Below are 25,126 nucleotides of genomic sequence, written 5' to 3'. Positions count from 1 at the left end.
CGCACATCGACAGACAAAGGGAGATCCCCATGCCCGTCACCACGCTCGACCCCAGGACCGCGCTCGTCGTCATCGACCTGCAGAAGGGCGTGCTGGCCGCCCCCGGCAGCCCGTACTCCGCGGCGGACGTGCTCGCCCGGACGGTCCGGCTCGCCGAGGCCTTCCGCGCGCGCGACCTGCCGGTCGTCCTCGTCCGCGTCACCGCCGCGGCCGACGGCTCGGACGCCGTCCCGGGACGCACCGACCTGTCGCGCCCCGGGCGCGCCTGGCCCGACGGCTGGGACGAGATCGCCGACGACCTGGCCGGACATCCGCGCGACATCGTCGTCACCAAGCGCAACTGGTCGGCCTTCTACGGCACCGACCTGGACCTGCACCTGCGCCGGCGGGGCGTCACCCAGATCGTGCTGACCGGAGTGGCCACGAGCATCGGCGTCGAGTCCACCGCCCGCGCCGCCCACGAGCACGGTTATCACGTCACGCTGGCGACGGACGCCATGACCGACCTCGACCCCGAGGCGCACCGCCACAGCGTCGAGAAGATCTTCCCGCGCCTCGGCGAGACCGGCACCACCGCCGACATCCTCGACCTGCTCGCCGCGTTCGCGGCGTCCTGAGGCGCGTGAAGCCCGGCGGCTTGGCACAATGGCTGCGGCACCGTCCGACAGGATCCGAAGGCGAGGGGATGGCATGAGCCCGCTGATCACTCCCGAGGAGCTCGCCGCGATCGGCGACGCCGCGATCCTGGACGTCCGCTGGCGGCTGGGCGGACCGCCCGGTGTCGAGGCGTACCGCGAGGGCCACATCCCCGGCGCGGTCTTCTGCGACCTCAACGCCGATCTCGCGGCTCCGGCCGGGGCCGCGGGACGGCATCCGCTGCCCGCGCCGGAGGCGTTCCAGGAGGCGATGCGCCGCCTGGGCGTGTCCGAGGGCCGGCCGGTGGTCGTCTACGACGAGGCCGACTCGACGGCGGCGGCGAGGGCGTGGTGGACGCTGCGCTATTTCGGCCACGGCGACGTGCGCGTGCTCGACGGCGGGCTGCGGGCCTGGACCCGGGCCGGGCTCCCGGTGACCAAGGAGGAGGGGCACGTCCCGCCGGGCGACTTCACCGCGCGGCCGGGCGGGATGCCCGTGCTCGACGCCGATGAGGCCGCCGCGCTGGCGGCCGACGGCGTGCTGCTCGACGCCAGGGCGGCCGAGCGCTACCGGGGTGAGGTGGAGCCGATCGACCCGGTCGCCGGCCACATCCCGAGCGCGGTCAGCGCCCCGACCACTGAGAACGTCGAGCCCGGCGGGCGGTTCCACGCCAGGGAGTTCCTCCGCGAGCGCTTCAACAGCCTCGGGGCGGTCGAGGGCGTGCCCGTCGGCGCATACTGCGGGTCGGGGGTCACGGCCGCTCACGAGGTGCTCGCGCTGGAGATCGCCGGGCTGCCGGCCGCCCTGTACGTCGGGTCGTGGTCCAACTGGGTCGCCGACCCCGCCAGGCCCGTCGCGACCGGCTGACCCCGCCGCTTCGCCCGGGAAGTACATCGTCAGCCCGCGGCAAAGGGCGTGTCGCCGGCGCCGAAGCAGACGAAGCCCGGCACGGCCGTCTTCGCGGACGCCCGGGCCAGCGCGTCGGCGGGGGAGCGGCCCTCGGCCAGCAGCGTGTGGAAGAGCGTCATGAGCGCCAGTGCCTCCTCGTCGCGCACCGGCAGCACACCGGCCACCACGCACGCGGTGTCCCCGTTGCGGGCGGCGCTGTCGAGGAAGGCCCCGGCGAGGCCCAGCGCCGCGCCGTCCACCGGGGCGTGGGCCATGCCGGCGTCACAGGCCGACAGCACGACGAGGCGGGGGATCCGCCGCGCGGTCAGCAGGTCGTAAGCCATGAGCGGCGCGTCGTCGAGCGTGATCCGCGACAGCATGGGCCCGCGCGGGCTGAACATCCCGTGGGCGGCGACGTGGAGCACGTCGGCCCGCTCCAGCGCGCGGAGCACCTCCGCCCTGGTGGCGCGAACGCGCCGCGCCCGCCTGTGCGCGGCGGCGACCATGTCGGCCTCGGCCGCGGCGTGATCGAGCCCCGGTCCGGCGAGCGACAGCACCAGAGGTGCGCCGGCCGGGCCCGGACGCGGGGCGAGCCACGCGGCGGCGTCGGCCGCCACCGACACCGGCCTGCCGTGCAGCGACGGAAGCAGCGGCCAGGGCAGCGTGCACAGCGCTCCGGTGGGCACGATCGTCACCGGCCCGCCGGCCGGGCATCCCGCTGATTCGAGGGTTCCGGGGCCGGACAGGAGAACGCGGTCGAGCGCGGACAGCTCGCGGGCGACCCCCTCGTCCGCCGGGCCGGAAAGGCCGTCCGTGTCGTGCGGGGTGTCGTCGCGACGGGTGTCGCGCAGCGCCCGGCGGCGCAGGCCGTACCTGATCCGCACGGTCGCCTCCACCGCCGCCTGGTAGGAGCCGAGCCTCCGCAGCGCGCAGCCCCCGGGACCGGCCGCGACGGCGAACAGGTCGTCGCCGCGCCGCACCAGCTCCACCAGGAGCCCGGACCCGGCGGGCAGGGCGCCGGGCAGAGTTCCGGGCGGGCGACAGGGCGCGGGATCGGGGAGGCGGAACGAGGCGGCCCCGGCGCCGCGCACGACCGCCCGCCATCGCTCGGCCCATTCGAGCACCGTTCGCGCGTCGCCCGTCCGCCGGGCCCGGTCGACGGCGACCTCCAGCCCGAACACGGCGAGATCCTCGGCCGGCCGCGCCGCGTGCACCCGCAGCTCCGCGTCCCGCGCCACGTCGCGGTCGCGGGAACCGGCCGAGTCGCGGGAACCGGTTGAGTCGCGGGAACCGGTTGAGTCGCGGGGCCCGGCGTCGCCGCCCGGAATGTGCACGGTCTCGATGCCCCGTGCCGCGGCCGCCAGGGCCCGGTCGAGGTCCCCGTCCAGGCGGTGCCGCATCGCCGTCGCGTGCCAGCGTACGAGCGGACGGGTGGCGGTGGCGGCGACGCGGTCGAGCTGCGGGCGGGCGTGCGTGATCGCGCCCAGGCGTACGGCCGCCGCCGCGGCGGTGAGCCGCAGCGCCGCCGACGCGCCGGGCCAGCCGCACGCCGCCAGGTCGTCGGCGCACGTGATCAAGGCGGTGACGAGGTCGTCGGCCGCCGTCGGGTCGTGCGTGCCGGTGGGCGGGCCCTCGGCCTCCGCCGTCTCCTGCCCGAGAATGACCGGAGCCTCGGCCGCCGGGTCGAATGCGTGCACGGGCGGGGGTGCGGCGCGTGCGGCCGCCGGGTCGAATGCGTGCACGGGCGGGGGTGCGGCGCGTGCGGCCGGCGGGTCGCATGCGTGCGGGGGCAGGGGTGCGGGGGCCTCCGCGAGGCGGGCTCGCAGGACGACCTCCCTGGCCAGGGGCAGCCAGGCCGTCCTGCCCTGCGCGTCCAGCTCCGCGAGCGCCGTGCGCGCCGTCGTCTCGGCAAGCGGGGCGTCCCCGGCGAGGAGCGCGGCCTGGGCGAGCAGCAGCCGCGCGCCGGGGACCGCCGCCTGCGCCCCGGCCGCCACCAGTTCGGGAACGGCCTGCTCGAGCAGCGTGCGCGCCTCTCCGGGGAGCCGCGCGGCCACCAGCGCCTCGGCGAAGTCCGTGCGCATCGCGGCGAGCCGTTCCGGGAAGCCGAACAACGTGGTCTCGGCCGCGCGGTAGCGCGCGAAGGCGGCGGCGATGTCACCGCGCCGGGCGGCCACGAACGGCAGGTTGCCCTCCGCCAGCATCGCGACGTGGTCCAGGCCCGCCGATCTCGCGACCCGGGCGCACTCCGCCAGGTCGGCCTCGGCCTCCTCGTACCGCTCAAGGTAGGTGTGGGCGAGGCCGCGGTTCAGCAGCCCGCCCGCCCGGAAGCGGGGATCGTCGTCCAGCAGGCCGACCGCCCGGTCGCAGTGCCGTACGGCCTCCTCGTGCCGTCCCAGCAGGATCAGGGCGACCGACCGCTGCACACCGAGCCTGGCCAGGTCGGTTCCCGCGAGATCCCGCTCGGCGAGATCGGCGAGGCGCAGCCCGCCCTCCGGGTCGCCGAGCTGGGCCCGGACCGTGACGAGCGACATCCGGGCCTGCGCCACCCGGAGCGGAAAGCTCCGCCCCGCCGCGATCGCCTCCTCCAGCCGTTCCCGGGCGAGCTCCAGGTCGCCCAGCTCGCGGGCCGCCAGCGCCGCCGCGCGCAGCGCCACCGACGCCGCCTCGCCGTACGCGCCCGCGGGCCCCGGCCGCCCGGCCGGGTCAAGTACGGCTCTCGCCTCCACGAGGGCCAGCCGGGGGTCGGTCGCGGAGAGCCGCACGGCGGCCTCGGCCCGGTCGAGCAGGCACACGCCCAGCGGAGATTCCGGAGCAGTCCGCACCACATCGGCGGCCGGGTCCGGCGAGGGGCCGGGCTCCGATCCCGGGCGAGCCCTATCGGGCGGGCCGGGGCGCTCGCCGGGGGCCGGATGAGGTGTGCCCTGCCGCGTCATGGGCGTACGTGGACCCAGCGGGTGAAGACGGGCGGGTGTCCGGGCCGGTGGCAGACCACGCTGACCCACCCGGGCGGCAGGCCGGCCACCGCGAAGTGACCGCTGGCCGAGGGGGCCCGGACCTTGCCGATGTGGGGGGTGCGCACCTCGATCCGGGCGTCCGGCCCGGGGGCGGGGGACACCTGTCCGGCCACCTCCATGCGTTCGCCGACGACGGCCGTCTCGATGTCGATGACCAGGCCGCCCGCGCTGAAGCGGCGGACGCCGGTATGCGCCGTCCCGGTGTCGGGGCGGGAACGGGCCCCCGGCGGCACGGTGACGTCGACCGGCCCGGCCGGCACGCCTCCCGGCACGCGCAGGCCGAAGACCGCCCGGGCGGCGGCCGACACGCCCTCCGGCACCGGATCGGCGCCCGCCCCCATGCGCAGGGCCGCCAGCAGGTATTCCTCCCTCATCGGACCTCCTCCTCCACGAGAGCGCGCAGGCGGGCCATGCAGCGGGCCCTGGTGGGGCCGATGCTGCCGACCGGCAGGTCGAGCCGGACCGCTATCTGGGCGTACCGCGCCTCGGGGTGGAGCACGTAGAGGCGGATGAGCGACCGGCACGGCTCGCCGAGCAGGTCGAGCCTGCGCCACACCCGCCTGCCGAAGTCGGCGTCCACGACCGCGGCCGTCGGATCGGGCAGCGCGGTGTCCGGCAGGTCGAGGTCCGCGACGATCTCCCCGCGCGCCCTGCGGCCGACCCGCGCGGCCTCGTGCCGCGTCGTGGTGACGAGCCACGCGCCGATCCGTTCGGGGTCGCGGATGGCGTCCGCGTTCTCCACGAGCCGCAGCCAGGCGCCCTGCACGGCGTCGGCCGCGTCGGCGGTGCTCAGCCCGAACGCCCGGGCGACCGCCCACATCCTGCCGTCGAACCGGGCGACCAGGTCCTCCCAGGTGGCCTGGTCGATGATGGTGAAGGAGTCGTCTGCCGGCATATGTCGCTCTGTGTGCTCGTTGAGAAGCTCATTGTGACAGGAACCTTACCGATCTCCGCTGTTCACGACCACCCCGAGATCCGCCACCCGCCGGCCGGCGCCGAGCAGGCGTCGTACGGCCCGGTCGGGCGGGACGTCCCGGCACAGGCGGGCGAGAGCGCCGGTGACCACGGCGGCGGCGAACGACGTGCCGCTCCACGTCGCGTAGCCGCGGAAGTCTCCGTGGTCCAGAAAGCTGCTGGTCAGGGCGACGCCCGGAGCCCAGACGTCCACCCACGGGCCGTACGCGGAAAAATCGGCCCTGGCGTCTCCGTCGAGTGCGCCGACGGCGACGACTCCGGACATCGCCGCGGGCCAGAAGGGACGCGGCGACGCGGTGTTGCCCGCGCACGCGACGACGGCGGGAAAACCGGTCAGCGCCTCGGCCAGCCCGAGGGGCGGCGCGTCGTCGAAGGTGTGGCCGCCGAAGGAGAGGTTGACCACGTCGGCGCGCTCACCGCGCAGCACGGCGAGCGCGCGCAGCAGCGCCGCCTCGTCGCACACGCCCTCGCTGTCGAGGAGGCGCAGGGCGCGCAGCCGGACCCCGGGCGCGTGCCGCAGGATCAGTCCGGCGACGAAGGTCCCGTGCCCGGCCTGCCGGTCGCGCACACCGTCGCCGTCCGCGTCGGGCGTCTCGGCGATGTCATCGCTGTACCACCGCGTCAGCCACGGATGCGGCGCCAGTCCGGTGTCGACGACCGCCACGGTGACGTCGCACGGCTCACCCGGCTCGTACGGCGGCGCCGCCGCGGGCGCGGGCGGCCCGCCGGGCCCGCCGAAGAACAGCGGCTGGCCCGTCAGTACGTGGTTGGGGGAGGCCGGATGGCCGCGGTCGCGGAGGGTGGCCGTCAGATCGATCACGTCGGTGCCCGGCGGCAGCCGTACGCGGTGGACGTGACCGGCGCCGGGAAGCGGTTCGGCGGCCAGGGCCCAGCGGGCGACGGCGGCGGGGGAGGAGGTCAGGAGTTCGTCCGGCCGGATGAGAACGGGCCGTCCTGGGAGGGGTTCGACGAGCCGGCTGCGCATGGGGAGGCCTTTCCGTGATGGTTACGGAACGCGTCCTTCCCGATTCGGTTGGTCGCCAAGCACCAATCGGTATGACCCCCCTCTGGTGCCGGGCTGCGACGGACGGTAGTCTCTCCTACAGTCATCTAACCGTGATCATCCCAAGTATGAGGCCGTTGGGGAAGGCGCACCTCATGCGAATTGGGAGGTCCGGTGGCTGCTGCTCGTGGCGTCCTGTACGTCCACTCGGCTCAGCCTGCGCTGTGCCCGCACATCGAGTGGGCCGTCGCAGGCGTTCTTGGCGTGCCCGTCGACCTGACGTGGACCGCCCAGCCCGCCGCGCCCGGGACCCTGCGGGCCCAGGCCGAGTGGGAGGGGCGTCCCGGCACGGCGGCGGCGATCACGTCATCGCTCATGGGCTGGCAGCGCATCCGCTTCGAGATAACCGAGGACGCCTCGCCGGGCGTCGACGGCTCCCGGCACGCCTACACGCCGACGCTGGGCGCTTTCACGGCGGTCGTCGGCGCGAACGGCGACATCCTGATCCCCGAGGACCGGCTACGCAACGTCATGCTCATGGCGGCGCAGGGCCGGGTGGTCCTGGAGGAGGAACTCGACCGCCTGCTCGGCAAGCAGTGGGACGAGGAGCTGGAGTCGTTCCGGTACGCGGGTGAGGGAGCGCCAGTCCGGTGGCTGCACGCGGCCGTCTGATGCACCGGGGCCGTCTGACGCTCCCGGGCCGGTGACGCCTCAGGCGAGCGTGTCCAGCAGCGCGATGTCCTCGGGGGACAGGCGCAGCCGGGCCGCGGCCATGTTCTCCTCCAGGTGCGCGAGCGAGGAGGTGCCGGGAATGGCCAGGCTTACCGGAGAGCGGCCGAGCAGCCAGGCGAGCGCCACCTGGGCGCGGGTCGCGCCGTACCGGCCGGCGACCTCGTCGAGCACGGCCAGCCGCTCGGCCGAGGGGGCCATACCGAGCGGGGCCTGCGACAGATCCAGTCCGGGGCGGAGCATGCCGGCGGCGAGCGAGAAGTAGGCGGTGAACGCGATGCCGTCCGCTTCGCACGCGGCCAGGACGTCCGCGCCCGACCGGTCGAACAGGTGGAACCGGTTCTGCACCGCCGCCACGGGCGCGATCGCGCGCGCCTCGGCCAGTTGCCCCGTCGTCACGCCGCTGAGCCCGAGCGCCCGGATCAGCCCGCGTCCGTGCAGCTCGGCCAGCGCCCCGAAGGACTCGGCGAAGGGCACCTCGCCGGGAAACAGCAGTCCGTCGCCGCCCACCCGCAGGTAGACGAGGTCGAGCCGGGCCAGGCCGAGCCGGGCCAGGTTCTCCTCGACCTGCTCGCGCAGCCGCTCGGGCTCCGCGGCGGCCTCGAACCCGTGCCACTCGTCGCGGACCACGCCGACCTTGGTGGCGATGACCAGGTCGTCCGGATAGGGGTGCAGAGCCTGCCTGATCAGGTCGTTGGCGACGTGCGGGCCGTAGAAGTCGCTGGTGTCGATGTGGGTGACGCCCAGTTCCACGGCCCGCCGCAGCACGGCGAGAGCGGTGGCGTGGTCGCGCGGCGGGCCCCACACGCCCGGCCCCGGCAGCTGCATCGCGCCGTACCCCAGCCGCCGGACGGCGAGGCCGTCCGCGAGCCGCAGGACGTCGCCGGTGAAATCGGTGGAACCCCTGGCGCCCGTGGGACCGGTGGAAGTGGTCATTCGAGCCTCCTCGTGACGGCCGCGGCCTGGTGGCCGCGGCTGCGGGAGAGGCGGGCCTGGATCGACGCGGTGGTGACGGCGCCCTCGGGATCGCGGTCGAGCTTGTGCCGGCGCACCAGGTCGTGCACGCCCTGGCGGGTGATGCCGAGCATCGCCGCGGCGACCGAGACCGGCACCGCCGTCGCGGCCGGGTGCCCCGCGCGCCGGGCGACGGCCCGGCCCAGCGGCGTGGTCCACCACGCGGCGGGCGGGTCGAACGGCGCGTCGCCGGGATACAGCGCGCTCACCAGCCGGATCGCGAGGAAGGCGGCCGCGCGGTCGTCCTCCCCGCACAGCACGTCCGCCCAGGCCCGGCTCTTCACCGCCAGGAGCTCGCGCAGCCGCGTGTCCTCGCCGGACAGCTCTCCGGGCTCGAAGAGGATCTCCAGCGCGTCGAGCACCCTGCCGCCGACGACCCGGTACAGGTCATCGGCCAGTTCGTGGCGCTCGTCCATGCCCGCCTCCTCCTACTTGACGACAAGCATCAAGTGCTTGTCGTCCAGCGTCAAGTATTTGGATGTCCGCTCCGGGGGAACGCGAAAGCGCCGGCCCCCGGGTGCGGGGACCGGCGCTTCCTGAGCGTCGTCAGAGCGGGATGTTGCCGTGGGCGCCGCGGGCCGGGGTGGCCTGGGCGAGCACCCGGGCGATCGCACCGCGCGTCTTGGCCGGCTCGATCACCTCGTCGATCACGCCGAGGTCGAGGGCGCGCTGGAGGCCGCCCGCCGTCTTCTCGTGCTCCTCGGCCAGCCGGGCCTCGAGCGCGGAGCGCTCCTCCTCGGGAGCGGCGGCGAGCTCGCGCCGCTTGAGGATGCGCACCGCCGCGACCGCGCCCATGACCGCCACCTCGATGTTCGGCCAGGCGAACACGCGGGTCGCGCCGAGCGAGCGGGAGTTCATCGCGATGTACGCCCCGCCGTACGCCTTACGGGTGATCAGTGTGACGCGGGGCACGGACGCCTCGGCGAACGCGTGCAGCAGCTTCGCGCCGCGCCGTACGATTCCGTCGTGCTCCTGGCCGACTCCGGGGAGGTAGCCGGGCACGTCCACGAGCACCACCAGCGGCACTCCGAAGGCATCGCACATCCGGACGAACCGGGCGGCCTTCTCCGCCGAGGTGGAGTCGAGGCAGCCGCCGAGCCGCATGGGGTTGTTGGCGATGACGCCGACCGTGCGGCCGCCGAGCCGGCCCAGGGTGGTGACGATGTTCGGCGCCCACTTGGGGTGCAGCTCCACACCGGGCTCGTCGAGCAGCCCGTTGACGAGCGGGCGCACGTCGTAGGCGCGGCGGGGGTTGTCGGGGAGCAGGCTGCCGAAGTCGACCTCGTCCACCTCGCCGCGCACCCGGCCCTGGTGACCGAGCAGGCACGCGAGCTGACGGGCCCGCAGCATCGCCTCGGGCTCGTCCTTGGTGACGACGTGGACGACGCCGCTGCGCTTGCTGTGCGGCTCCGGCCCGCCGAGCGAGGCCATGTCGGTCTCCTCGCCGGTCACGCTGCGCACGACGTCCGGCCCGGTGACGAAGATGCGGCCGTTGTCGGCGAGGATCACGATGTCGGTCAGGGCGGGGCCGTACGCACCGCCGCCGGCCACCGGGCCGACCACGACGGAGATCTGGGGGACCAGGCCCGACGCCTTGGTCATGGCGGTGAACACCCGGCCCACGGCGTGCAGCGACTCCACACCCTCGGCCAGGCGGGCGCCGCCGGAGTGCCAGAGGCCGATGATCGGCACCCGTTCGCGCACGGCCACGTCGTAGGCGTGGACGATGTGCTCGCAGCCCTCCGCGCCCATCGCGCCGCCCTGGAGGCGGGCGTCGCTGCAGAACGCCACGACGGGCACACCCTCGACGCGCCCGGCCACCGCACGCACGCCGCTCTTGTCCTCGGGGGTGATCGGCCGGATCGAGCCCTCGTCCAGCAGGTGGCCGAGGCGCACCAAGGGGTCACGATTGTCGACGGCGGCCGCTTCGGCGGCGTCGGCCACCGTCCTGCTGTCCAGCACTGTCATTCGAGACTCCCTTGTCAAAACGTCGTGAAGGCCACGGCGACGTTGTGTCCGCCGAACCCGAAGGAGTTGTTGATCGCGGCGAGCTGGTCGCCCTCGAGCTTGCGGGGTTCGCCGCGCACGAGGTCGACCTCGATGCCGTCGGCCGGGTCGTCCAGGTTCGCGATGGCCGGCACGATCCGCTCGTGCAGGGCGAGAATGGTGAAGATCGACTCGATGCCGCCGGCGCCGCCGAGGAGGTGACCGGTCATCGACTTGGTGGCGGTGACGATCGCGTGGCCGCCGATGGCCTCCTTGATCGCACGGGCCTCGATCTCGTCGCCGAGCGGGGTCGACGTGGCGTGGGCGTTGACGTGGACGACGTCCGACGGGTCGAGGTCCGCGTTCCTGAGGGCCCGGAGCATGGCCTCCTTGCCGCCCTTGCCGTCCGGGTCGATCCCGGTGATGTGGAAGGCGTCGCTGGTGTAACCGGCTCCGGCGGCCACGGCGTAGATGCGGGCGCCGCGAGCCAGGGCGTGCTCCTCCGACTCCAGCACCACGATGCCCGAGCCCTCGCCGAGCACGAAGCCGTCGCGGCCCTTGTCGAACGGGCGGGAGGCGCGCTCGGGCTCGTCGTTGCGGGTCGACATGGCGCGCGCCGCGGCGAACGACGCCACGTTCAGACCGTGGATCGCCGCCTCGGTGCCGCCGGCGACCACGATGTCGGCCCGGCCGGAGCGGATCATGTCGATGCCGTAGCCGATGGACTCGGCGCCGGTGGCGCAGGCGCTGACCGTGGCGTGCGCACCGGCCTTGGCGCCCAGTTCGATGCTGATCCAACCGGCCGAGCCGTTGGGCATGAGCATGGGCACGGTGAACGGCGACAGCCGGTTCCAGCCCTTCTCCCGGTAGAGGTCGTAGGCGGACAGGATCGTTCCGATGCCGCCGATGCCGCTGCCGACCACGACGCCCAGCCGCTCCCCGTCCACCTCGGGGGCGCCCGCGTCCTGCCAGGCCTGCCTGGCGGCGATCAGGGCGAACTGCTCGGCCCGGTCGAGCCTCCTGGCCTCGGGCCGGGGAAGCACCTCGCCGGGATCGACGGCCGCCACGCCGGCGAACTTCACCGGCACGGTGTCGACCCAGTCCTCGGTGAGCGTGCGGATGCCCGACCGCCCCTCGAGGAGCGCCGACCAGGTCGATGCGACGTCTCCACCGAGGGGCGTCGTCGCGCCGAGCCCGGTGACTACGACACGTACCCGGTCCTTACTCACTTGTCTGCACTCCTCTTGCTAGCGGGGCGTGAAAGGGGGCCGGACGCGCCCTGTCGCCTCGCCGGAGACGGGGCGGGCACGTCCGTGCGCCGTCGTACGGCGAAGGTCAGGCCTGGATGAAGCTGATGACGTCCTTGACGGTCTTCAGGTTCTTGAGCTGGTCGTCGGGGATCTCGACGCCGAACTCGTCCTGGGCCGCGACGGCGATCTCGACCATGGAGAGCGAGTCGATGTCCAGGTCGTCCACGAAGCTCTTCTCCGGGGTGACCTCGTCGGCCGGGATCCCGGTGATCTCGTTGATGATCTTGCCGAGGCCCGCGAGGATCTCCTGCTCGGTCAGTGCCATGTCGCGACTACTCCTTGGGTTTACTGTCTTCAGGGTTTTCTGGGTTGCCCCAGTTCTGTACGGCAGGCCGTACAAGTCCTCAGGGGATCTCGATCACCTGGGAGGCGTAGGTGAGGCCGGCGCCGAAGCCCAGCAGCAGGGCCAGGTCACCCGACTGGACCTCGCCGCGCTCGATCATGCGGGACAGCGCGAGCGGGATCGACGCGGCGGAGGTGTTGCCGGCGAGCACGATGTCCCTGGCGACGACGGCCTTGTCGGCGCCCAGCTTGCGCGCGATCGCCTCGACGATGCGCAGGTTCGCCTGGTGGGGGACGAACGCGTCCAGGTCGGCGGGGTCCACGCCCGCACGCTCGCAGGCGAGCTTGGCCACCGGGTGAAGCGCGGTGGTGGCCCAGCGGAACACCGTCTGGCCCTCCTGGTAGAGGAAGGACCGGCGGTCCTTGACCATGATCGCCTCGGCCTTGTCGCCGGCGCTGCCCCAGGCCACCGGGCCGATGCCCGGCCGGTCGGAGGGGCCCACGACCGCGGCGCCCGCGCCGTCGGCGAAGATGACGGCGGTCGACCGGTCGTCGCGGTCCACCCACTGGGTGAGCTTCTCGCTGCCGACGACCAGCACGTTGGTCGCCGACCCCGACCGTACCGCGTCGGACGCGGCGGCCAGCGCGTAGCAGAACCCGGCGCAGGCGGCGTTGAGGTCGTAGGCGCCGGGGGCCGTGATGCCGAGCCGGTGCGCGACGCGGCCGGCCGCGTTGGGGATGGGAGCCTCGATCGTGCAGGTCGCCACGATCACGAGGTCGATGTCGTCGCTCGACAGGCCGCTTGCCGCGAGGGCCTTGCCGCCCGCCTGCACCGCGAGGTCGATCTCCGACTCCTCCGGGCCCGCCACACGCCGTTCCTTGATGCCGACGCGGCTTTGGATCCACTCGTCGCTGGTGTCGAGCCGGGCGGCCAAATCGTCGTTGGTCACGACCTGGGCGGGCTGGTAGCCGCCGAAGGCGAGCACCCTCGCCGCGGGGGCGCCTTGACCGAGCCTCACTTCAGTACCTCCCGGGCGGTGTCCAGGTCAGCAGGGGTCTTGAGCGCCACGGTCTTCACCCCGGGCAGGGCCCGCCGGGCCAGGCCCGTCAGCGTGCCGCCGGGTAGCAGCTCGATCATGGTGGTGACGCCGCGCTCGGCCATCGTCGCCATGCAGGCGTCCCACCGGACCGGGTTGGCCACCTGGTTCACCAGCCGGTTCAGGAACTCGCCTCCTCCGGCGACGGCCGCGCCGTCGGAGTTCGACAGCAGCGTGACCGACGGCTCCGCGGGGGTGAGGGCCGCGGCCTCGGCACGCAGGTGATCCACGGCGGGGGCCATGTGGACGGTGTGGAAGGCTCCGGCGACCGCCAGGGGGCGCACCCGCGCCTTCTCCGGCGGCTCGGCCGCGAAGGCCTCCAGCTGCTCCCGCGTGCCGCCCGCGACGATCTGGCCGGCGCCGTTGATGTTGGCGGGGGTCAGGCCGTGCTTGGCGATCGCGGCCAGGACGTCCTCCTCCGCGCCGCCGAGCACCGCGCTCATGCCGGTCTCGGTGACGGCGGCGGCCTTGGCCATGGCCCGGCCGCGCTCGCGCACCAGCGCGAGGGCCTGCTCGGAGGTCAGCACCCCGGCGATGGCGGCGGCGGCGAACTCGCCCACGCTGTGCCCGGCGACCAGGTCCGGCCGGATCCCGAGTGTCTCGAACGACGCCAGGGCGGCCGCCACCAGGAGGGGCTGGGCCACGGCCGTGTCGCGGATCTCGTCGCCGCCGGCGGTCGTCCCGTACGCCACGAGGTCGAGCTCCACGATCTCGGACCATACGGAGATCCGCTCGCGGAACTCGGGGATCTCGAGCCACGGACTGAGGAATCCTGGGGTCTGGGCGCCTTGGCCCGGAGCGACGATGACGAGCACGTACTCAACCCTGCCCTGTAGAGGTTCACCACACCGATGGAGATCCGAACGAACTTTGTGGGCGCCGCGTTGTGGGGTACCTACAGTTTCGGTGTCGAGGGGATTAAGGCACCCGGCTCAGGTTACGGACAGGCGCCCGAGTATGAGGCCCACCTGGAGGGTGAATGCGGACCGTCCCTCCGTGGGCTGGTACCCGGTCAGTTCCGTGATCTTACGAAGACGGTACCGCACGGTGTTGGGGTGGACGAACAGCAGCCGGGCGGTCGCCTCCAGGGAGGTCCCCTGCTCCAGGTATGTCGCGAGCGTGTCGAGCAGCGGGGTTCCGGCGAGCGGCTTGTAGACGTTCTCCACCAGCTGGGCCCGGGCGTCCTCGTCGCCGTCCAGCGCGCGTTCGGCCAGCAGGTCCTCGGCGAGCACCGGGCGCGGGGCGTCGGGCCATCCGGCGGCGGCACGCAGGCCCGCGATGGCCGCGCGGGCCGACCTGGCCGCCGCGTGCAGGTCGGGCACCTCCGGCCCGATCACGACGGGCCCGGGGCCGAAGCGCGCCACCACGCCGCGCGCGGCGTCCTTGACGCCGTCCGCGCCGCCCACGATCACGATGAGCCGGTCGCCCTGCACCCCGGCGAGCAGCTCGTGACCGAGGCGCCGTCCCTTGTCGCGCAGCCCGTCGATGACGCTCTGCGGGTCCTCGTCGGGGGCGTACCCGGCGAAGACCACGACCGGCGCGGAGGTCCAGCCGAGCGCTGCGGCCCACGAGTGCAGCCCGTCGTCGACCTGGCCGCGCACCAGCGCGTCCACGATGAGCGCCTCCAGCCGCGCGTCCCACGAGCCGCGCGCCTCGGCCTCCCTGGCGTACACCTGGGCGGCGGCGAAGGCGACGTCGCGCGTGTAGCGCAGCATCGCGTGCCGCAGCAGCTCCGCGCCGCCGGGTGCGGCCAGCTCCTCGACCTGGGCCTCGACGACCTCGACGACGATGCGGACGAGATCGACCGTCTGCTGGAGCGACACGCTGCGCTTGAGCTCGCGCGGCGCCGTGCCGAAGAACTCGATGCTCGGCGTCGGCCGTCCCTCGCCCGCGTGGCCGAACCACTCCACGAACGCCGCGATGCCGGCCTGGGCCACGAGGCCCACCCACGACCTGTCCTCCGCCGACAGCGCGCGGTACCAGGCCAGCCGCTCCTCCATCCGGGCCATGGCGGCCGTCCCCAGGCTGCCCATGGCCCGGTCGAGGCGTCGTGCCGTGTCCTCCCGGATCCTGTCGTCCTCATGGGCCCTGTCCGTTTCCCTGGCCCTGTCGTTTTCCCGGGCACCGCCGTCCTCATGGGCCCTGTCGCTCATCGGCACTCCGTCTCCGGCCACCCGGACGACATCGTCGCCTCGCCCGTTCGCACGCATCTGCCCGCCGTTCCACGCGCCCCGCTCGCTCACGCCTACTAGCGTGCCAGGTCATCCCTGTGCACGCGCCGTACGGGGGCACGAGCGGTGTCGCCGCAGGTCGCGGCGGCGGTCCGCGGTGTCAGGCGCCGATGCGGTGCAGGACGACGATGTCGTCCCGGTCGAGGCGCAGCTCGTAGCCCTCGGTCAGGTAGCTGTCGATCAGGCCGCGCAGGTCGTTGTTGATCGAGGCCACGATCCAGGGCGTGCCCCGCTTCTGGTAATCCCACCACAGCACCGTCGTCCGGCCGGACAGCCGCGCGCCGAAGTCGTCGCTCGCCTCCACCACCACGCCGTCGGGAACCATGCTCATGGCCTGCTCCCGGGCCGCCGTACGCGGATCCGGGTGGTAGAAGTCCGGATTCATCAGGTTGTCGAACGGCCGGTAGGGGACCGTGGTGACCGCGACCGCGAAGACCGCGGCGGCGTAGGCCAGCCGCAGGCCGTGTCCCGGGCGCGGCACCCCGCGCCGCTCCAGCCACCGGATGAGCCGCGCCGCGCCGTCCACCCCGGCCATCAGCACGATCACGATCACGAACGCGTCGTAGTGCCAGCCGGTCGACCACCAGTTGTCCGAGTCGGCCAGCAGCCGCTCCAGAATCAGCGGCAACGCCGCCAGAACGAGGGGGGACAGCAGGCACAGGAACAGCGACGGCCACAGCAGCAGGCCCCAGGTGTCCCACTTCGGGTGGGCGTCGAAGAGCATGGCCACGAATTCGTGCGGCCGCGTGACGGCGCTCCACAGCATCTGCGGCAGGTCCTCGCCGAGCTTGGAGTAGCGCGTGTAGTAGGCCGGGTTGCCGCCCGCGAGGGGGATCAGGAACTTGCGCACCACCTCGAACACCGTCACACCGGCGAAGGCCAGCCCGGCGCCGAGCCGGCGCTGTCCGGTGAAGAACAGCCAGGCGCCGAGGCCCACCACCATGAGGCCCAGGTCCTCCTTGGTGAGCAGCAGGCCGAGCACCGCGAGCAGCCCGGGCAGGCGCCGCCCGGCGTGCAGCCGCTCGACGGCGATCGCGGTCAGCAGCGGCACGAAGGCCACCTCGTGGAACTCCACGGCCGTCGCCTGCGCGATCGGCCAGGAGATCGCGTACGCGACGGAGACGAGGTAGGCGTGCGGGGTGCCGAGCACGCGCCGGGTGAACATCCACACGAACGGAATGGCCAGGGCGAACAGCACCGCCTGTGCCACGAGCAACGTCTCGGGTCCGTCGTGGAGCCAGTAGAAGGGCGCCAGCACGGCCAGGATCGGCGAGAAGTGATCGGCCAGCTGGATGTAGTCCATGCCGAGGTTGCCGGTGACTCCACGCAGCGGCACCGTGGGCGCGGAGAAGCGCGAGTAGCCGCGCACCGCCTGGTCGAAGATGACCAGATCGTAGGTGCTCAGCTGGAAGTGGGCGAACCTGAGCAGGGAAAGGGTCCAGTTGAGGGCCGCCGACAACGCGCACAGCACGGACAGCGCGATCAGGTGACGGCGGGACCTCAAGAACCGCACGGCGGGGCGCCGCGGCTCCGCCTCCCGTTCCCGGTCGTCCGCGCCGTCCGGCCGTTCCTCCGGTTCGACCGCGGTCGTGCCCGACTCCCGTTCCTGGTCGTCCGGGCCGTCCGGCCGTTCCTCCGGTTCGACGGCGGTCGTGGCGCGTGACTCTTCCGACGGTTGCCCTGACGTCGCGGTCCCCGTGATCACGAGGAGGAGAGTAGGCCCTCAGGACAGGAACGGTCTATACGGGCGTCTCCCCTGAAACCGCTCCACGGGTGCCCCGCCGCTCCCACCTGGGGCTTCCGCCGCGTGCCGATGAATGTTTCACCGGCACGGGCGGGGTCCGTACGGGTTATACGGGTCAGATGACAGCGACGGCCGTGATGAGCCCGATGAAGAAGTGCGTCACGCCGAGGAGGACGGCGGCGGGCTGCAGTGTGGCCTCCCGGACGAGCTCACGCACCGAGATGCCGGCGACCTTGTCGAAGGCGACCATGCCGAGCGTCTGCACGGCGATGCCCACCAGGCCGAACGCGAGCGTCGCGAGCAGCCCTTCGCGCAGCGCGCCGCCGGACGACCAGATGGAGGCCGCGACGACGAGTCCGACGCCGGCGACGCTGGAGGCGGCCAGCACCGTGGCGTTGGGATTGCGGTCCGTACGGATGATCTTGCTGAGCCGGCCGGGGATGGCCAGATCCACGACGTAGAACCCGGCGACGAGCAGCAGCACGCCGAGGATGGCGTACGCGAGGATCGCCAGGGCGCCGTGCCCGAGCACGTCGGCGAGCGAGGTGCTCCCCGCGTCGGTCGGCAGGAGGGGCGCTGGAGTGGGCATGAGGTTCGCTTTCAGCCGTGGATGCGGTGGGGGACGAAAGAGGATGTGTCGTCGGTGACGAGGCCGGAGGTCTCCCGGATGCCGAGCCCGGCCGACTCGTCGTCGACCACCCACGCCCCGAGAACCGGACGCCAGCCGCCGAAGTCCGGCAGCGGCGCGAACTCCTGGTAGACGAAGCCCTCCGTGCCGTACCCGCCCTCGGTCTCCACCTCGACGCCCGGTGCGGCGATCCGCATCGAGGCGCCCTCGCGGCCGAGCAGCGGCTTGCGCACGTAGCCGGGACCGCCGTCCAGCTCGCGGGGGCCGTCGAGGTAGGCGGGCAGCAGGTTCGGGTGGCCGGGATACAGCTCCCACAGGATCGCCAGCAGGGCCTTGTTGGACAGCAGCATCTTCCACAGCGGCTCGATCCACGTCATCGAGACCTGCTGCGCGAGCGCGTGCGGCCCGAACGGTTCGGCGACGATCCATTCCCAGGGGTACAGCTTGCACAGCGTGCGGACGACCCGGTGCTCCATGTCGACGAACCGGCGGTTGAGCGCGTCCCAGCCGACGTCCTCCATCGCGATCGCCGCCGTGACCAGCCCGGCCTGCCGCGCGGTCTCCTGGAGATAGCCGATGGTCATCGCCTCCTCGCCCGTCTCGTCGGCGCTGGTCCACGCGAAGTGGGCCGGGCCCGTCTGCAGGGCGAGGGACTTCCAGCGGTCGATCAGGCGCTCGTGGATCGAGTTCCACTGGTCGTCGTCGGGATACACGTCCTTCAGCCAGAACCACTGCACGACCGAGCTCTCGACCAGGCTGGTCGGGGTGTCGGCGTTGTACTCCAGCAGCTTGGCCGGTCCCGTGCCGTCGTAGCGCAGGTCGAACCGGCCGAAGACGTGCGGGTCGCGCCGCCGCCACGACTCCGCGACGGCCGCGCGGCAGTGCGGGGGGATGCCGAGGTCGGCGAACCGGTCGAAGGCCACGATGTGGTCGGCCGCGGCCAGGCACATCCGGTGCAGCTCCTCGACCTGCTCCTCCAGTGCGAGGACCTCGTCCATGGTGAACACGTAGTGGACGCTCTCGTCCCAGTAGGGCCGGGTGAGGCCCTCGGGGTGGGCGGAGCGGTGGAACGCGAGTCCCTGCGACTCGATGAGGCCGGCCCAGTTCTCCCTGGGCGCCGAGGTCAGCTTGCGCACGTGCCGGCCCCGCTCAGCTTCCGCCGCCGAAGTGGAAGCCGAAGCCGCCCCGCTGCACGACCCGCCCGGTCCGGGTCGTGATGTGCGCGTCGGCCGGTCGTACGGTCGTGCCGTTGTAGACCCGGCCGCCGTTGCGGGCGCCGCCGTAGTACCAGCGGTAGGCGCCGTGCGAGCCGGAGTAGTGGCTGTGGCCGTTGCCGTCGCCGTCGTCGTCGCAGTAGTCGTCGTCCACGACCAGGTAGGACCCGTCCAGGTTCTGCGTCGAGGTGTCCACGCAGTCCGCGCCGACCTCCTCGTAGTCGTCCTGGGCCGCGCAGAAACCGACGAGCAGGACCGACAGGACGCCCAGGGTGCCGAGCTTGATCGCGGTGGAGGACATGGAACCGCCGGAGGGCGGAGACGGTGAACCGGACGCACCGACGTCCCTCGCCATCGGATGAGGAGGCAGAGGGGAGGCGCCGGGTACGTGCGGTGGGACGGTCATCGCGCTCCTGCTGTCGAGATCGGCACACATTATCGTCTCGTTGGACGAACGGGACACAGCGGTGCGCGGTTCCTGATAAGTCCGTTATCTCCGGTCCGTCCAGGGCTCCGTACGGTGGGTAACGTGCCGGATGTGGACCCCGTCGAGGCACTCAGGCGGATCGCCTTCCTGCTGGAACGGGCCGGCGAGCCGACCTACCGCGTGCGCGCCTTCCGCGGCGCCGCCGCCGCGATCCAGGACCTGCCCCGGGAGGAGCTGGTACGGCTCGCGCGCACCGGCGGCCTGACGGACATGAGGGGCATCGGCAAGGTCACGGCCCTGGTCGTCACCGAGGCGCTGGACGGCGCCGTGCCGACCTACCTGCGGCGGCTCGAGGACACCGAGGACGTCGACCTGGACGAGGCGGCGAAGGCGCTGCGGTCGGCGCTGCGCGGCGACCTCCACAGCCACTCCGACTGGTCGGACGGCGGGTCGCCCATCGAGGAGATGGCGGGCGCCGCCCGCTCGCTCGGGCACGAGTACCTGGCGCTGACCGACCACTCGCCCCGGCTGACCGTCGCGCACGGCCTGTCCGCCGACCGGTTGCGGCGGCAGCTCGACGTGGTCGCCGAGCTCAACGAGCGGTACGCGGCGGACGGCGGGCCGCCGTTCCGCGTCCTGACCGGCATCGAGGTGGACATCACCACCGACGGCTCACTCGACCAGGAGGCGGAGCTGCTCGAACGGCTCGATGTCGTGGTGGCGAGCGTCCACTCGCTGCTGCGCATGGACGCGGCGGACATGACGCGCCGGATGGTCGCGGCCGTGGCCGATCCTCACGTGGACGTCCTCGGGCACTGCACCGGCCGGGTCGTACGCGGACGGGGGCGGCCGGAGTCGCGCTTCGACGCCGAGATCGTCTTCGAGGCGTGCCGGAGGTTCGGGGTCGCGGTGGAGATCAATTCGAGGCCCGACCGGCTCGACCCGCCCAAGCGCCTGATGCGGCTGGCGTACGAGATGGGGTGCGAGTTCGCGATCGACTCCGACGCTCACGCGCCCGGTCAGCTCGACTGGCAGCGGTTCGGGTGCGAGCGGGCGGCCCTGTGCGGGATACCGCCGGAGCGCATCCGCAACGCCCGCCCCTGGGGGACTGCTCCGGACTTGGGGTGATAGTCCTGTGGCGTCCGGGTGAGGGGTGTCGGACGGGTTTCGCCGCACTGATCGACGTAGCGTCGAATCATGAAACGCCGCGACGCGCTGGTGAAGGAGCTGAAAACCGCCGGATGCCTGTCGGCCCGCGAGCTCGCCTCGCGTCTCGGGGTCAGCAGGAGCACGATCGTGCGCGACGTGGCGAAGCTCCGGGAGGCCGGTGTCCCGATCCGGCTCGACCAGGGCGGCTACGCGCTCGCGGGCCCCGAGACGGTGAAGCGCGCCATCGACGAGGCGCTGCGCGGGCGGCACGTGCTGCGCCTGGAGTACGCCGGCAGCAAGGGCGTGCCCACCGTCAGGGACGTCGAGCCGAGCATCTGCCTCGGCGGGCGGGGCGGGCACTGGTATCTGGTCGCCTGGTGCCGGCTGCGGGACAACGTGCGCGTCTTCCGGCTCGACCGGATCTCCCGGGCCGAGGTCACCGGCGAGCGCTTCCCCGAGCCGGGCCGCGACCGCCTGGCCGAGCTCGCCGAGGCCGTCGGCGGCTGATCCGGCCGTCCGTTCGCGCGCCGGGAGCCGGGGAGGCGTGTGCGGGAGCCGCGGGAGGCCCACGCGGGACGCCTGTGTGCGGCGATGACCGCCTTCACCTGCGACGGCGCGAGGCAGTCGAACGTGTCAGCGAGAAATGTCGGTGGGGTGGCCTACTCTCTGCGGCGTGAACCGTACCGACCGGCTCTACGCGATCGTCGAGGACCTGCGGGCGATCTCCCCGCGCTGCCGGTCCGCGCGTGAACTCGCCCTGCGCTTCGAGGTGAGCTCGCGGACCATCGAGCGGGACATCTCCGCGCTGCAGCAGGCCGGCGTGCCCATCTACGCGGAGGTCGGGCGCAGGGGAGGCTACGCCCTCGACAAGAGCATGTCGCTGCCCCCGCTCAACTTCACCCCCGCCGAGGCCGTGGCCGTGGCGATCGCCCTCAGCCGCACAGAGCAGCAGCCCTTCGCCGACGAGGCGCGCAGCGCACTGCGCAAGCTCGTCGCCGCGATGCCCAGCCCCGAGGGCGAGCGGGCCCGGCAACTGGCCGCACGCGTGCAGATCCTCACCGAGGACGAGCCGGAGCTCCGATACACCGGATCGGTCGGCCGGGTGATCGAGGAGGCCCTGCTCAAGGGCGTCGTTCTGCGCATCCGGTACGGCGACGCACAGGGTGTGCCGACGACCAGGGAGGTGGAGCCCGGCGCGTTCGTCGGCGGGCGGAGCGGATGGTGGTACCTGGTGGCCTGGTGCCGGCTCCGAGACGCCGTCCGCGTCTTCCGGCTCGACCGGATCACCGAGGCCGCCCTCACCGAGGAGCCCGTGCCCGGCCGGCCCCTGGAGGCGTTCGACGCCGAGGTTCCCGACATGATCGCCCGGACTCCCGCACTCGACTGATCGCGGATCCGAAAACATGTTCGTGAAAATCTGAAAACACCGACAGGAGGGTGTCGCCGAAGGGCGGGAGGCTCTACTCGCGTGACAACGGGCCGGCCACGGCCCGCTCAGCGCCTTCCCCGCTCGCCACGCCGCCCGCAGCACCCGCGCGAAAGGCAGCACCCGTGTGAAAGGGCGGCGCCCGTGTGAAAAGGCGGCGCCCGTGTGAAAAGGCGGCGCCCGCGCACGAAGAGACGAGCGGCCAGAGAGAACTAGACAGAAAGAGACCGACGATGACCACTCCCGTCGCCCCCGCCGTCAACACGGTCGCCTGGTTCGAGATCGCCGGCGACGACCCCGAGGGCGTCCAGCGGTTCTACGGCGACCTGTTCGGCTGGCGGTTCCGGACCGACGAGGACTCGGCCGCCGTGGGCATGGACTACCGGGTCATCAGCTACGACGGTGACGACGAGATGCGTGGCGGGGTGCTGGGCACCGGTGGCGGCATGCCCGGCCACGCCATCTTCACCGTCATGGTCCGGGACGTGACCGAGACCTGCCGGAAGGTGGAGGCCCTGGGCGGAAAGGTGCTCAGCGAGGTGGTGGGCCACGAGGGCGGCCCCGACTTCGCCTACCTGCACGACACCTCCGGCAACCTCTTCGGCGTCTTCGCTCCGGCCGGTTCCTGACCGGCCGGGCCGCGCCACCGGTCCCGGCCGGTGAGTGACACTCGAATGAGCCAACCTCTGATCTTCGCGACGGCCGGTTCCTGACCGGCCGGAGCGCACCCAGGCCGTCCGGACGCCCGCCGGGATCCTCCCGTGCTTCCCCTGCGGCGCCTTTCCCCCCGGGTCCCTTCCCCTCCGGGCCGTCAGGGCGTCCGGACGGCCCCTTCCCCGTCCCCGGCAACACGAAGGAGGGCCGGTCGGTGTGACCGGCCCTCCTTCGACGTCCGTCGTGCTCCGGCGGAGTCGGCGATCCCCGCCGTGCGCACGCCGCCCGGCTCCGGCCGGCGGTCGTGGCCGGCCGGAGCGCACCGCTTTCAGCGCCGGGTGTACAGGTTCCTGCGCCGGGCGACGACGACCAGAGCCGCGACGGCGATGACCGCCACGAGAGCGATGATGCCGATCTTGAGCGCCATCCCCGAATCGTCGGTGTCCTGCGCGGCCCGGTCAGCCAGCTGCCCGGTCGCGGCCGCCTTCGAGGGGTCAAGCGTGGTGTTCGCGTTCTGCGGGACGACCTTGACCGCACCGGCCTTCACCGTCACCGTCTTGCTCGCCTTGGAGGGCTCGGCCGCCTTCACGGTGACCTTCCACTCGCCGCTCGGCAGCGGCTCCGCGGCGTGGTAGAGGTTCTGGCCCTCGGGCGCCGACTTCAGCGGCACCGGCCCGAAGGTGCGGCCGTCGGCGGAGGTCGCGACCAGCGTCGCGTCGAGGATCTCCGTGACGGGACGCCCGTCCTTCTTGTGGGTCACCAAAACGTTGACGTTGTGGTCGCCGTCCCCGGTCACCTCCAGCTTGATCGGCCCGCTGTCGGCGGAGGCCGCCGGGGCGCCGAGCATCAGCGCGAGCCCGGCCACCAGGGCGGCGAGGACGTATTTCAGTGCCTTGGTCACGATTCGTGACTCCCCTCAGGTTCGGTGTCGGGGGTAAGCGCCCCGTCGCCCGGCGTTGTCGGCAGGAACACGTGCTGGTGTCCGTAGCCCGCGTCGACGTTCACGGCGTCGAGGGCGGTGGCTCCGACCGACCAGGTGAAGAGCGCGTCGGCGCGCTGCCGTACGGCCAGGTCCATGGCGGTGGTGCGGGCCGGTCCGGTGAGTTCCCGCGCGGCCGCGTAGGTGTCGACGGTGGTGGCGATCTGCCGTACGGCGGAGGCGAGGTTCGATCGCGCCACGTTGGTGGCGGTCTCGCCGGACGGCGGGTCGGCGAAGCCGTCGACGGCCGCGGTGGACGCCTTCCGCCACTCCTCGACATCGGCGTCGGTCACCACGGCGGGCCCCGCGGTGCCGTCGGCGGGCAAGGCCCGGCCCAGTCCTTCGAGCACGGGGACGAGCCGGTCGCGCGAGGTGCGCGCCAGCTCCGTCAGGGTCTTGATCTGCGTCTTGTCGCGGAGGGCGGATTCGGCGCGGATCTGGTTGGCGATCTGCTCGACGGACGTCGGCCGGGTCACCGCGAAGACCAGGCCGCCGGCGACGAGCGCGCCGATCACGAACGCGGCCACGAGGCCGAGCGCCCGGCCCCGGGCCGGACGCCGGACCGGCGTCGGTTGCCTGGGTGGTCGGTTGATGGTCGCCACCTCCTGAGGGGCGGATGGTGCTGATCGGGTGGAAGAGGGGGTGCGCCCTGACACGCGTCGCGGGGGAGTCGATCCGCCCGCGCGCTCAGGTGCTCACGCCCCGAGGGGTGTGCCCCGGCCGTTGAGGATGAGCAGTTTCTCGATGCGCTTGCGGCGCCGGGAAGCGGTGATCCGGATGGCGAGGAAGGCGAGGATGAGCAGGGCGAGGAGAGCGAGCTGGGGCCAGGGGAGGGCCCAGACCGAGGTGTCGATCGAGACCCGTTCGGCGGTGACGCCGGGGAGCGGCTGGCCCGCGGGCGCGGGGATCGCCATGACGGTGGTGTCGATCACTCCCATCGGCCAGGCGCCGCTCACCCGTGCGGTGAAGGTGCGCTTGCCGCCGGGCATGATCTCTCTGGCCTTGGCGTCGGAGGTGTCGTTCCAGTCGCTTTCGCCCGCGATGGTGGAGGTCAGGATCCGGGAGTCGGGGGCCAGGCGGACGTTGCCGGCGTTGGCGAGGGTGTAGGTCACCTCGACCGATCCCGGCGCGAAGGGGTTCCACGACCAGGTGTAGGCGGCGTGCACGTCGCTCACGGCGACCTTGGCCGCATAAGCGCCGCTCACCCGGATGTTGAGGCGGACGCCGACCCGGTTTTGCACCCGCACCTGGCCCGAGACGGTGTCGACCGACGCGGTCACGCCGGCGGGGTGATCGCCCGGCGTCGCGTTCTGCGGGATCGCGACCTTCACGGGAACGACCGCGGTGGCGCCGGCGGCGATGGTCACCTTGTCGGGAATCTCGATCCAGGAGCCGCCGTCGACCGGCTTGGCGTCCGAGGGCCGCATGTCGAAGTAGCCCTTGGCGGTCAGGTAGCCGTCGTTGGCGTCGATCGCGAAGTCGACCGGCTCGGTGGAGCGGTTGATCACGGCGATGTGCTCGGTGGTCTGCTGTCCGCCGGCGAGCTCGATGTCGATGACGCGGCGGCCGTCGGGGCCGTTCGCGTCGGCGGGCACGACCGACCAGGTGACGTCGGCGCTGGAGGGGGCGGCGAGGGCGACCAAGGCGACCAGCACGGTCGCGCCGAGGGCCTGAAGTAGGGCGAACAGGACGAGGGCGCCCCGCCAGCGGCTCTTGGTCAACAACGGTCTCTCCTGTCTC

General features: G+C 73.0%; 26 protein-coding genes. 7 read left to right on the top strand and 19 right to left on the bottom strand.

The annotated features are described in order from the left end of the window. Nucleotides 1-29: 29 nt before the first annotated feature. A complete protein-coding gene (locus tag ACQPZZ_RS29330; protein ID WP_432924366.1) occupies nt 30-617 on the top strand; it encodes a hydrolase in 588 nt (195 codons plus the stop codon). Nucleotides 618-690: 73 nt separating this feature from the next. Then, nucleotides 691-1,503: a sulfurtransferase gene (locus ACQPZZ_RS29325; protein ID WP_432924364.1), complete on the top strand. Its 813-nt coding sequence runs from the start codon at nt 691-693 to the stop codon at nt 1,501-1,503. Between the two features lie 29 nt (nt 1,504-1,532). On the opposite strand, the gene ACQPZZ_RS29320 is transcribed toward ACQPZZ_RS29325, so the two are convergent. The 4 genes from ACQPZZ_RS29320 to ACQPZZ_RS29305 all read right to left on the bottom strand — a co-directional run bounded on the left by ACQPZZ_RS29320 (nt 1,533) and on the right by ACQPZZ_RS29305 (nt 6,498). Then, nucleotides 1,533-4,346 (bottom strand): CHAT domain-containing protein, encoded by a 2,814-nt coding sequence (locus tag ACQPZZ_RS29320; RefSeq protein WP_432924362.1) that lies wholly within the window; start codon nt 4,344-4,346, stop codon nt 1,533-1,535. 107 nt (nt 4,347-4,453) lie between these two features. Next, a complete protein-coding gene (locus ACQPZZ_RS29315; protein ID WP_432924360.1) occupies nt 4,454-4,912 on the bottom strand; it encodes a hypothetical protein in 459 nt (152 codons plus the stop codon). Further along, a complete protein-coding gene (locus ACQPZZ_RS29310) occupies nt 4,909-5,433 on the bottom strand; it encodes an RNA polymerase sigma factor (RefSeq protein ID WP_432924358.1) in 525 nt (174 codons plus the stop codon). The genes ACQPZZ_RS29315 and ACQPZZ_RS29310 overlap by 4 nt, the downstream gene beginning before the upstream one ends. 45 nt (nt 5,434-5,478) lie before the next feature. Then, nucleotides 5,479-6,498, bottom strand: a complete 1,020-nt coding sequence (locus ACQPZZ_RS29305; protein ID WP_432924356.1) for a S8 family peptidase — start codon at nt 6,496-6,498, stop codon at nt 5,479-5,481. A gap of 192 nt (nt 6,499-6,690) precedes the next feature. Here ACQPZZ_RS29305 and ACQPZZ_RS29300 point away from each other — a divergent pair, with 192 nt between their 5' ends. After that, nucleotides 6,691-7,188, top strand: coding sequence for a DUF3145 domain-containing protein (locus ACQPZZ_RS29300; RefSeq protein WP_179155579.1), 498 nt, complete (start codon nt 6,691-6,693; stop codon nt 7,186-7,188). A gap of 39 nt (nt 7,189-7,227) precedes the next feature. On the opposite strand, the gene ACQPZZ_RS29295 is transcribed toward ACQPZZ_RS29300, so the two are convergent. From ACQPZZ_RS29295 to ACQPZZ_RS29240, 12 genes are all read right to left on the bottom strand, one after another. Next, on the bottom strand, nt 7,228-8,181 hold the full coding sequence (locus ACQPZZ_RS29295; protein ID WP_432924354.1) for an oxidoreductase: 954 nt from the start codon (nt 8,179-8,181) through the stop codon (nt 7,228-7,230). Continuing rightward, on the bottom strand, nt 8,178-8,675 hold the full coding sequence (locus tag ACQPZZ_RS29290; RefSeq protein WP_432924352.1) for a hypothetical protein: 498 nt from the start codon (nt 8,673-8,675) through the stop codon (nt 8,178-8,180). Before ACQPZZ_RS29290 ends, ACQPZZ_RS29295 begins: the two co-directional genes overlap by 4 nt. Nucleotides 8,676-8,805: 130 nt before the next feature. Continuing rightward, the gene (locus tag ACQPZZ_RS29285) at nt 8,806-10,227 is read right to left on the bottom strand and encodes an acyl-CoA carboxylase subunit beta (RefSeq protein ID WP_363643032.1); all 1,422 of its coding nucleotides are present in this window, start codon (nt 10,225-10,227) and stop codon (nt 8,806-8,808) included. A 14-nt stretch (nt 10,228-10,241) separates the two neighbouring features. Next, nucleotides 10,242-11,474 (bottom strand): beta-ketoacyl-ACP synthase II, encoded by a 1,233-nt coding sequence (fabF, locus tag ACQPZZ_RS29280; protein WP_432924350.1) that lies wholly within the window; start codon nt 11,472-11,474, stop codon nt 10,242-10,244. A 106-nt stretch (nt 11,475-11,580) separates the two neighbouring features. Beyond that, nucleotides 11,581-11,820, bottom strand: a complete 240-nt coding sequence (locus ACQPZZ_RS29275; protein ID WP_363643028.1) for an acyl carrier protein — start codon at nt 11,818-11,820, stop codon at nt 11,581-11,583. 79 nt (nt 11,821-11,899) lie between these two features. Further along, nucleotides 11,900-12,856, bottom strand: coding sequence for a beta-ketoacyl-ACP synthase III (locus tag ACQPZZ_RS29270; protein ID WP_432924347.1), 957 nt, complete (start codon nt 12,854-12,856; stop codon nt 11,900-11,902). Next, on the bottom strand, nt 12,853-13,749 hold the full coding sequence (locus ACQPZZ_RS29265; protein WP_432924345.1) for an ACP S-malonyltransferase: 897 nt from the start codon (nt 13,747-13,749) through the stop codon (nt 12,853-12,855). The genes ACQPZZ_RS29270 and ACQPZZ_RS29265 overlap by 4 nt, the downstream gene beginning before the upstream one ends. A 117-nt stretch (nt 13,750-13,866) precedes the next feature. Beyond that, nucleotides 13,867-15,087 (bottom strand): PucR family transcriptional regulator, encoded by a 1,221-nt coding sequence (locus ACQPZZ_RS29260; protein ID WP_432934587.1) that lies wholly within the window; start codon nt 15,085-15,087, stop codon nt 13,867-13,869. Nucleotides 15,088-15,265: 178 nt separating this feature from the next. Beyond that, entirely contained in the window at nt 15,266-16,870 is a 1,605-nt protein-coding gene (locus ACQPZZ_RS29255) for a DUF2079 domain-containing protein (RefSeq protein ID WP_432924343.1), read from the bottom strand. Nucleotides 16,871-17,024: 154 nt separating this feature from the next. Next, nucleotides 17,025-17,498, bottom strand: coding sequence for a DUF350 domain-containing protein (locus ACQPZZ_RS29250; protein ID WP_363643021.1), 474 nt, complete (start codon nt 17,496-17,498; stop codon nt 17,025-17,027). 11 nt (nt 17,499-17,509) lie between these two features. After that, on the bottom strand, nt 17,510-18,673 hold the full coding sequence (locus ACQPZZ_RS29245; RefSeq protein ID WP_432924340.1) for a glutathionylspermidine synthase family protein: 1,164 nt from the start codon (nt 18,671-18,673) through the stop codon (nt 17,510-17,512). A 13-nt stretch (nt 18,674-18,686) separates the two neighbouring features. Further along, nucleotides 18,687-19,052, bottom strand: a complete 366-nt coding sequence (locus tag ACQPZZ_RS29240; RefSeq protein ID WP_432924338.1) for a hypothetical protein — start codon at nt 19,050-19,052, stop codon at nt 18,687-18,689. Nucleotides 19,053-19,280: 228 nt separating this feature from the next. On the opposite strand from ACQPZZ_RS29240, the gene ACQPZZ_RS29235 reads away from it, so the two are divergent. From ACQPZZ_RS29235 to ACQPZZ_RS29220, 4 genes are all read left to right on the top strand, one after another. Next, nucleotides 19,281-20,306 carry a PHP domain-containing protein gene (locus ACQPZZ_RS29235; RefSeq protein WP_432924336.1) on the top strand — a complete coding sequence of 342 codons (1,026 nt, stop codon included), beginning with the start codon at nt 19,281-19,283 and terminating at the stop codon, nt 20,304-20,306. Between the two features lie 69 nt (nt 20,307-20,375). Next, nucleotides 20,376-20,834, top strand: coding sequence for a helix-turn-helix transcriptional regulator (locus ACQPZZ_RS29230; protein ID WP_432924334.1), 459 nt, complete (start codon nt 20,376-20,378; stop codon nt 20,832-20,834). Nucleotides 20,835-21,000: 166 nt separating this feature from the next. Next, entirely contained in the window at nt 21,001-21,714 is a 714-nt protein-coding gene (locus tag ACQPZZ_RS29225; RefSeq protein WP_432924332.1) for a helix-turn-helix transcriptional regulator, read from the top strand. 272 nt (nt 21,715-21,986) lie between these two features. Then, nucleotides 21,987-22,382, top strand: a complete 396-nt coding sequence (locus ACQPZZ_RS29220) for a VOC family protein (protein ID WP_432924330.1) — start codon at nt 21,987-21,989, stop codon at nt 22,380-22,382. 353 nt (nt 22,383-22,735) lie between these two features. Here ACQPZZ_RS29220 and ACQPZZ_RS29215 read toward each other — a convergent pair whose 3' ends face one another. The 3 genes from ACQPZZ_RS29215 to ACQPZZ_RS29205 form a co-directional block, all read right to left on the bottom strand. Beyond that, nucleotides 22,736-23,308: a hypothetical protein gene (locus tag ACQPZZ_RS29215; RefSeq protein ID WP_432924328.1), complete on the bottom strand. Its 573-nt coding sequence runs from the start codon at nt 23,306-23,308 to the stop codon at nt 22,736-22,738. Beyond that, nucleotides 23,305-23,988 (bottom strand): hypothetical protein, encoded by a 684-nt coding sequence (locus tag ACQPZZ_RS29210; protein WP_432924326.1) that lies wholly within the window; start codon nt 23,986-23,988, stop codon nt 23,305-23,307. The genes ACQPZZ_RS29215 and ACQPZZ_RS29210 overlap by 4 nt, the downstream gene beginning before the upstream one ends. Nucleotides 23,989-24,081: 93 nt before the next feature. After that, a complete protein-coding gene (locus ACQPZZ_RS29205; protein WP_432924324.1) occupies nt 24,082-25,110 on the bottom strand; it encodes a COG1470 family protein in 1,029 nt (342 codons plus the stop codon). Between the last annotated feature and the right edge of the window lie 16 nt (nt 25,111-25,126).

The sequence above is a fragment of the Microbispora sp. CA-135349 genome (assembly GCF_050947365.1).
GTDB lineage: Bacteria > Actinomycetota > Actinomycetes > Streptosporangiales > Streptosporangiaceae > Microbispora.
The sequence above is the reverse complement of the archived record's forward strand: the minus strand, read 5'-3'. Positions and strand labels throughout refer to the sequence as shown.

Bases quoted from the DNA above. Each gene is read 5' to 3' on its own strand.
- ACQPZZ_RS29240 (WP_432924338.1), bottom strand. From the start codon at position 19,052: ATGTCCTCCACCGCGATCAAGCTCGGCACCCTGGGCGTCCTGTCGGTC.
- ACQPZZ_RS29220 (WP_432924330.1), top strand. From the start codon at position 21,987: ATGACCACTCCCGTCGCCCCCGCCGTCAACACGGTCGCCTGGTTCGAG.
- ACQPZZ_RS29275 (WP_363643028.1), bottom strand. From the start codon at position 11,820: ATGGCACTGACCGAGCAGGAGATCCTCGCGGGCCTCGGCAAGATCATC.
- ACQPZZ_RS29285 (WP_363643032.1), bottom strand. From the start codon at position 10,227: ATGACAGTGCTGGACAGCAGGACGGTGGCCGACGCCGCCGAAGCGGCC.
- ACQPZZ_RS29305 (WP_432924356.1), bottom strand. From the start codon at position 6,498: ATGCGCAGCCGGCTCGTCGAACCCCTCCCAGGACGGCCCGTTCTCATC.
- ACQPZZ_RS29260 (WP_432934587.1), bottom strand. From the start codon at position 15,087: ATGAGCGACAGGGCCCATGAGGACGGCGGTGCCCGGGAAAACGACAGG.
- ACQPZZ_RS29310 (WP_432924358.1), bottom strand. From the start codon at position 5,433: ATGCCGGCAGACGACTCCTTCACCATCATCGACCAGGCCACCTGGGAG.
- ACQPZZ_RS29315 (WP_432924360.1), bottom strand. From the start codon at position 4,912: ATGAGGGAGGAATACCTGCTGGCGGCCCTGCGCATGGGGGCGGGCGCC.
- ACQPZZ_RS29250 (WP_363643021.1), bottom strand. From the start codon at position 17,498: ATGCCCACTCCAGCGCCCCTCCTGCCGACCGACGCGGGGAGCACCTCG.
- ACQPZZ_RS29330 (WP_432924366.1), top strand. From the start codon at position 30: ATGCCCGTCACCACGCTCGACCCCAGGACCGCGCTCGTCGTCATCGAC.
- ACQPZZ_RS29325 (WP_432924364.1), top strand. From the start codon at position 691: ATGAGCCCGCTGATCACTCCCGAGGAGCTCGCCGCGATCGGCGACGCC.
- ACQPZZ_RS29230 (WP_432924334.1), top strand. From the start codon at position 20,376: ATGAAACGCCGCGACGCGCTGGTGAAGGAGCTGAAAACCGCCGGATGC.
- ACQPZZ_RS29290 (WP_432924352.1), bottom strand. From the start codon at position 8,675: ATGGACGAGCGCCACGAACTGGCCGATGACCTGTACCGGGTCGTCGGC.
- ACQPZZ_RS29295 (WP_432924354.1), bottom strand. From the start codon at position 8,181: ATGACCACTTCCACCGGTCCCACGGGCGCCAGGGGTTCCACCGATTTC.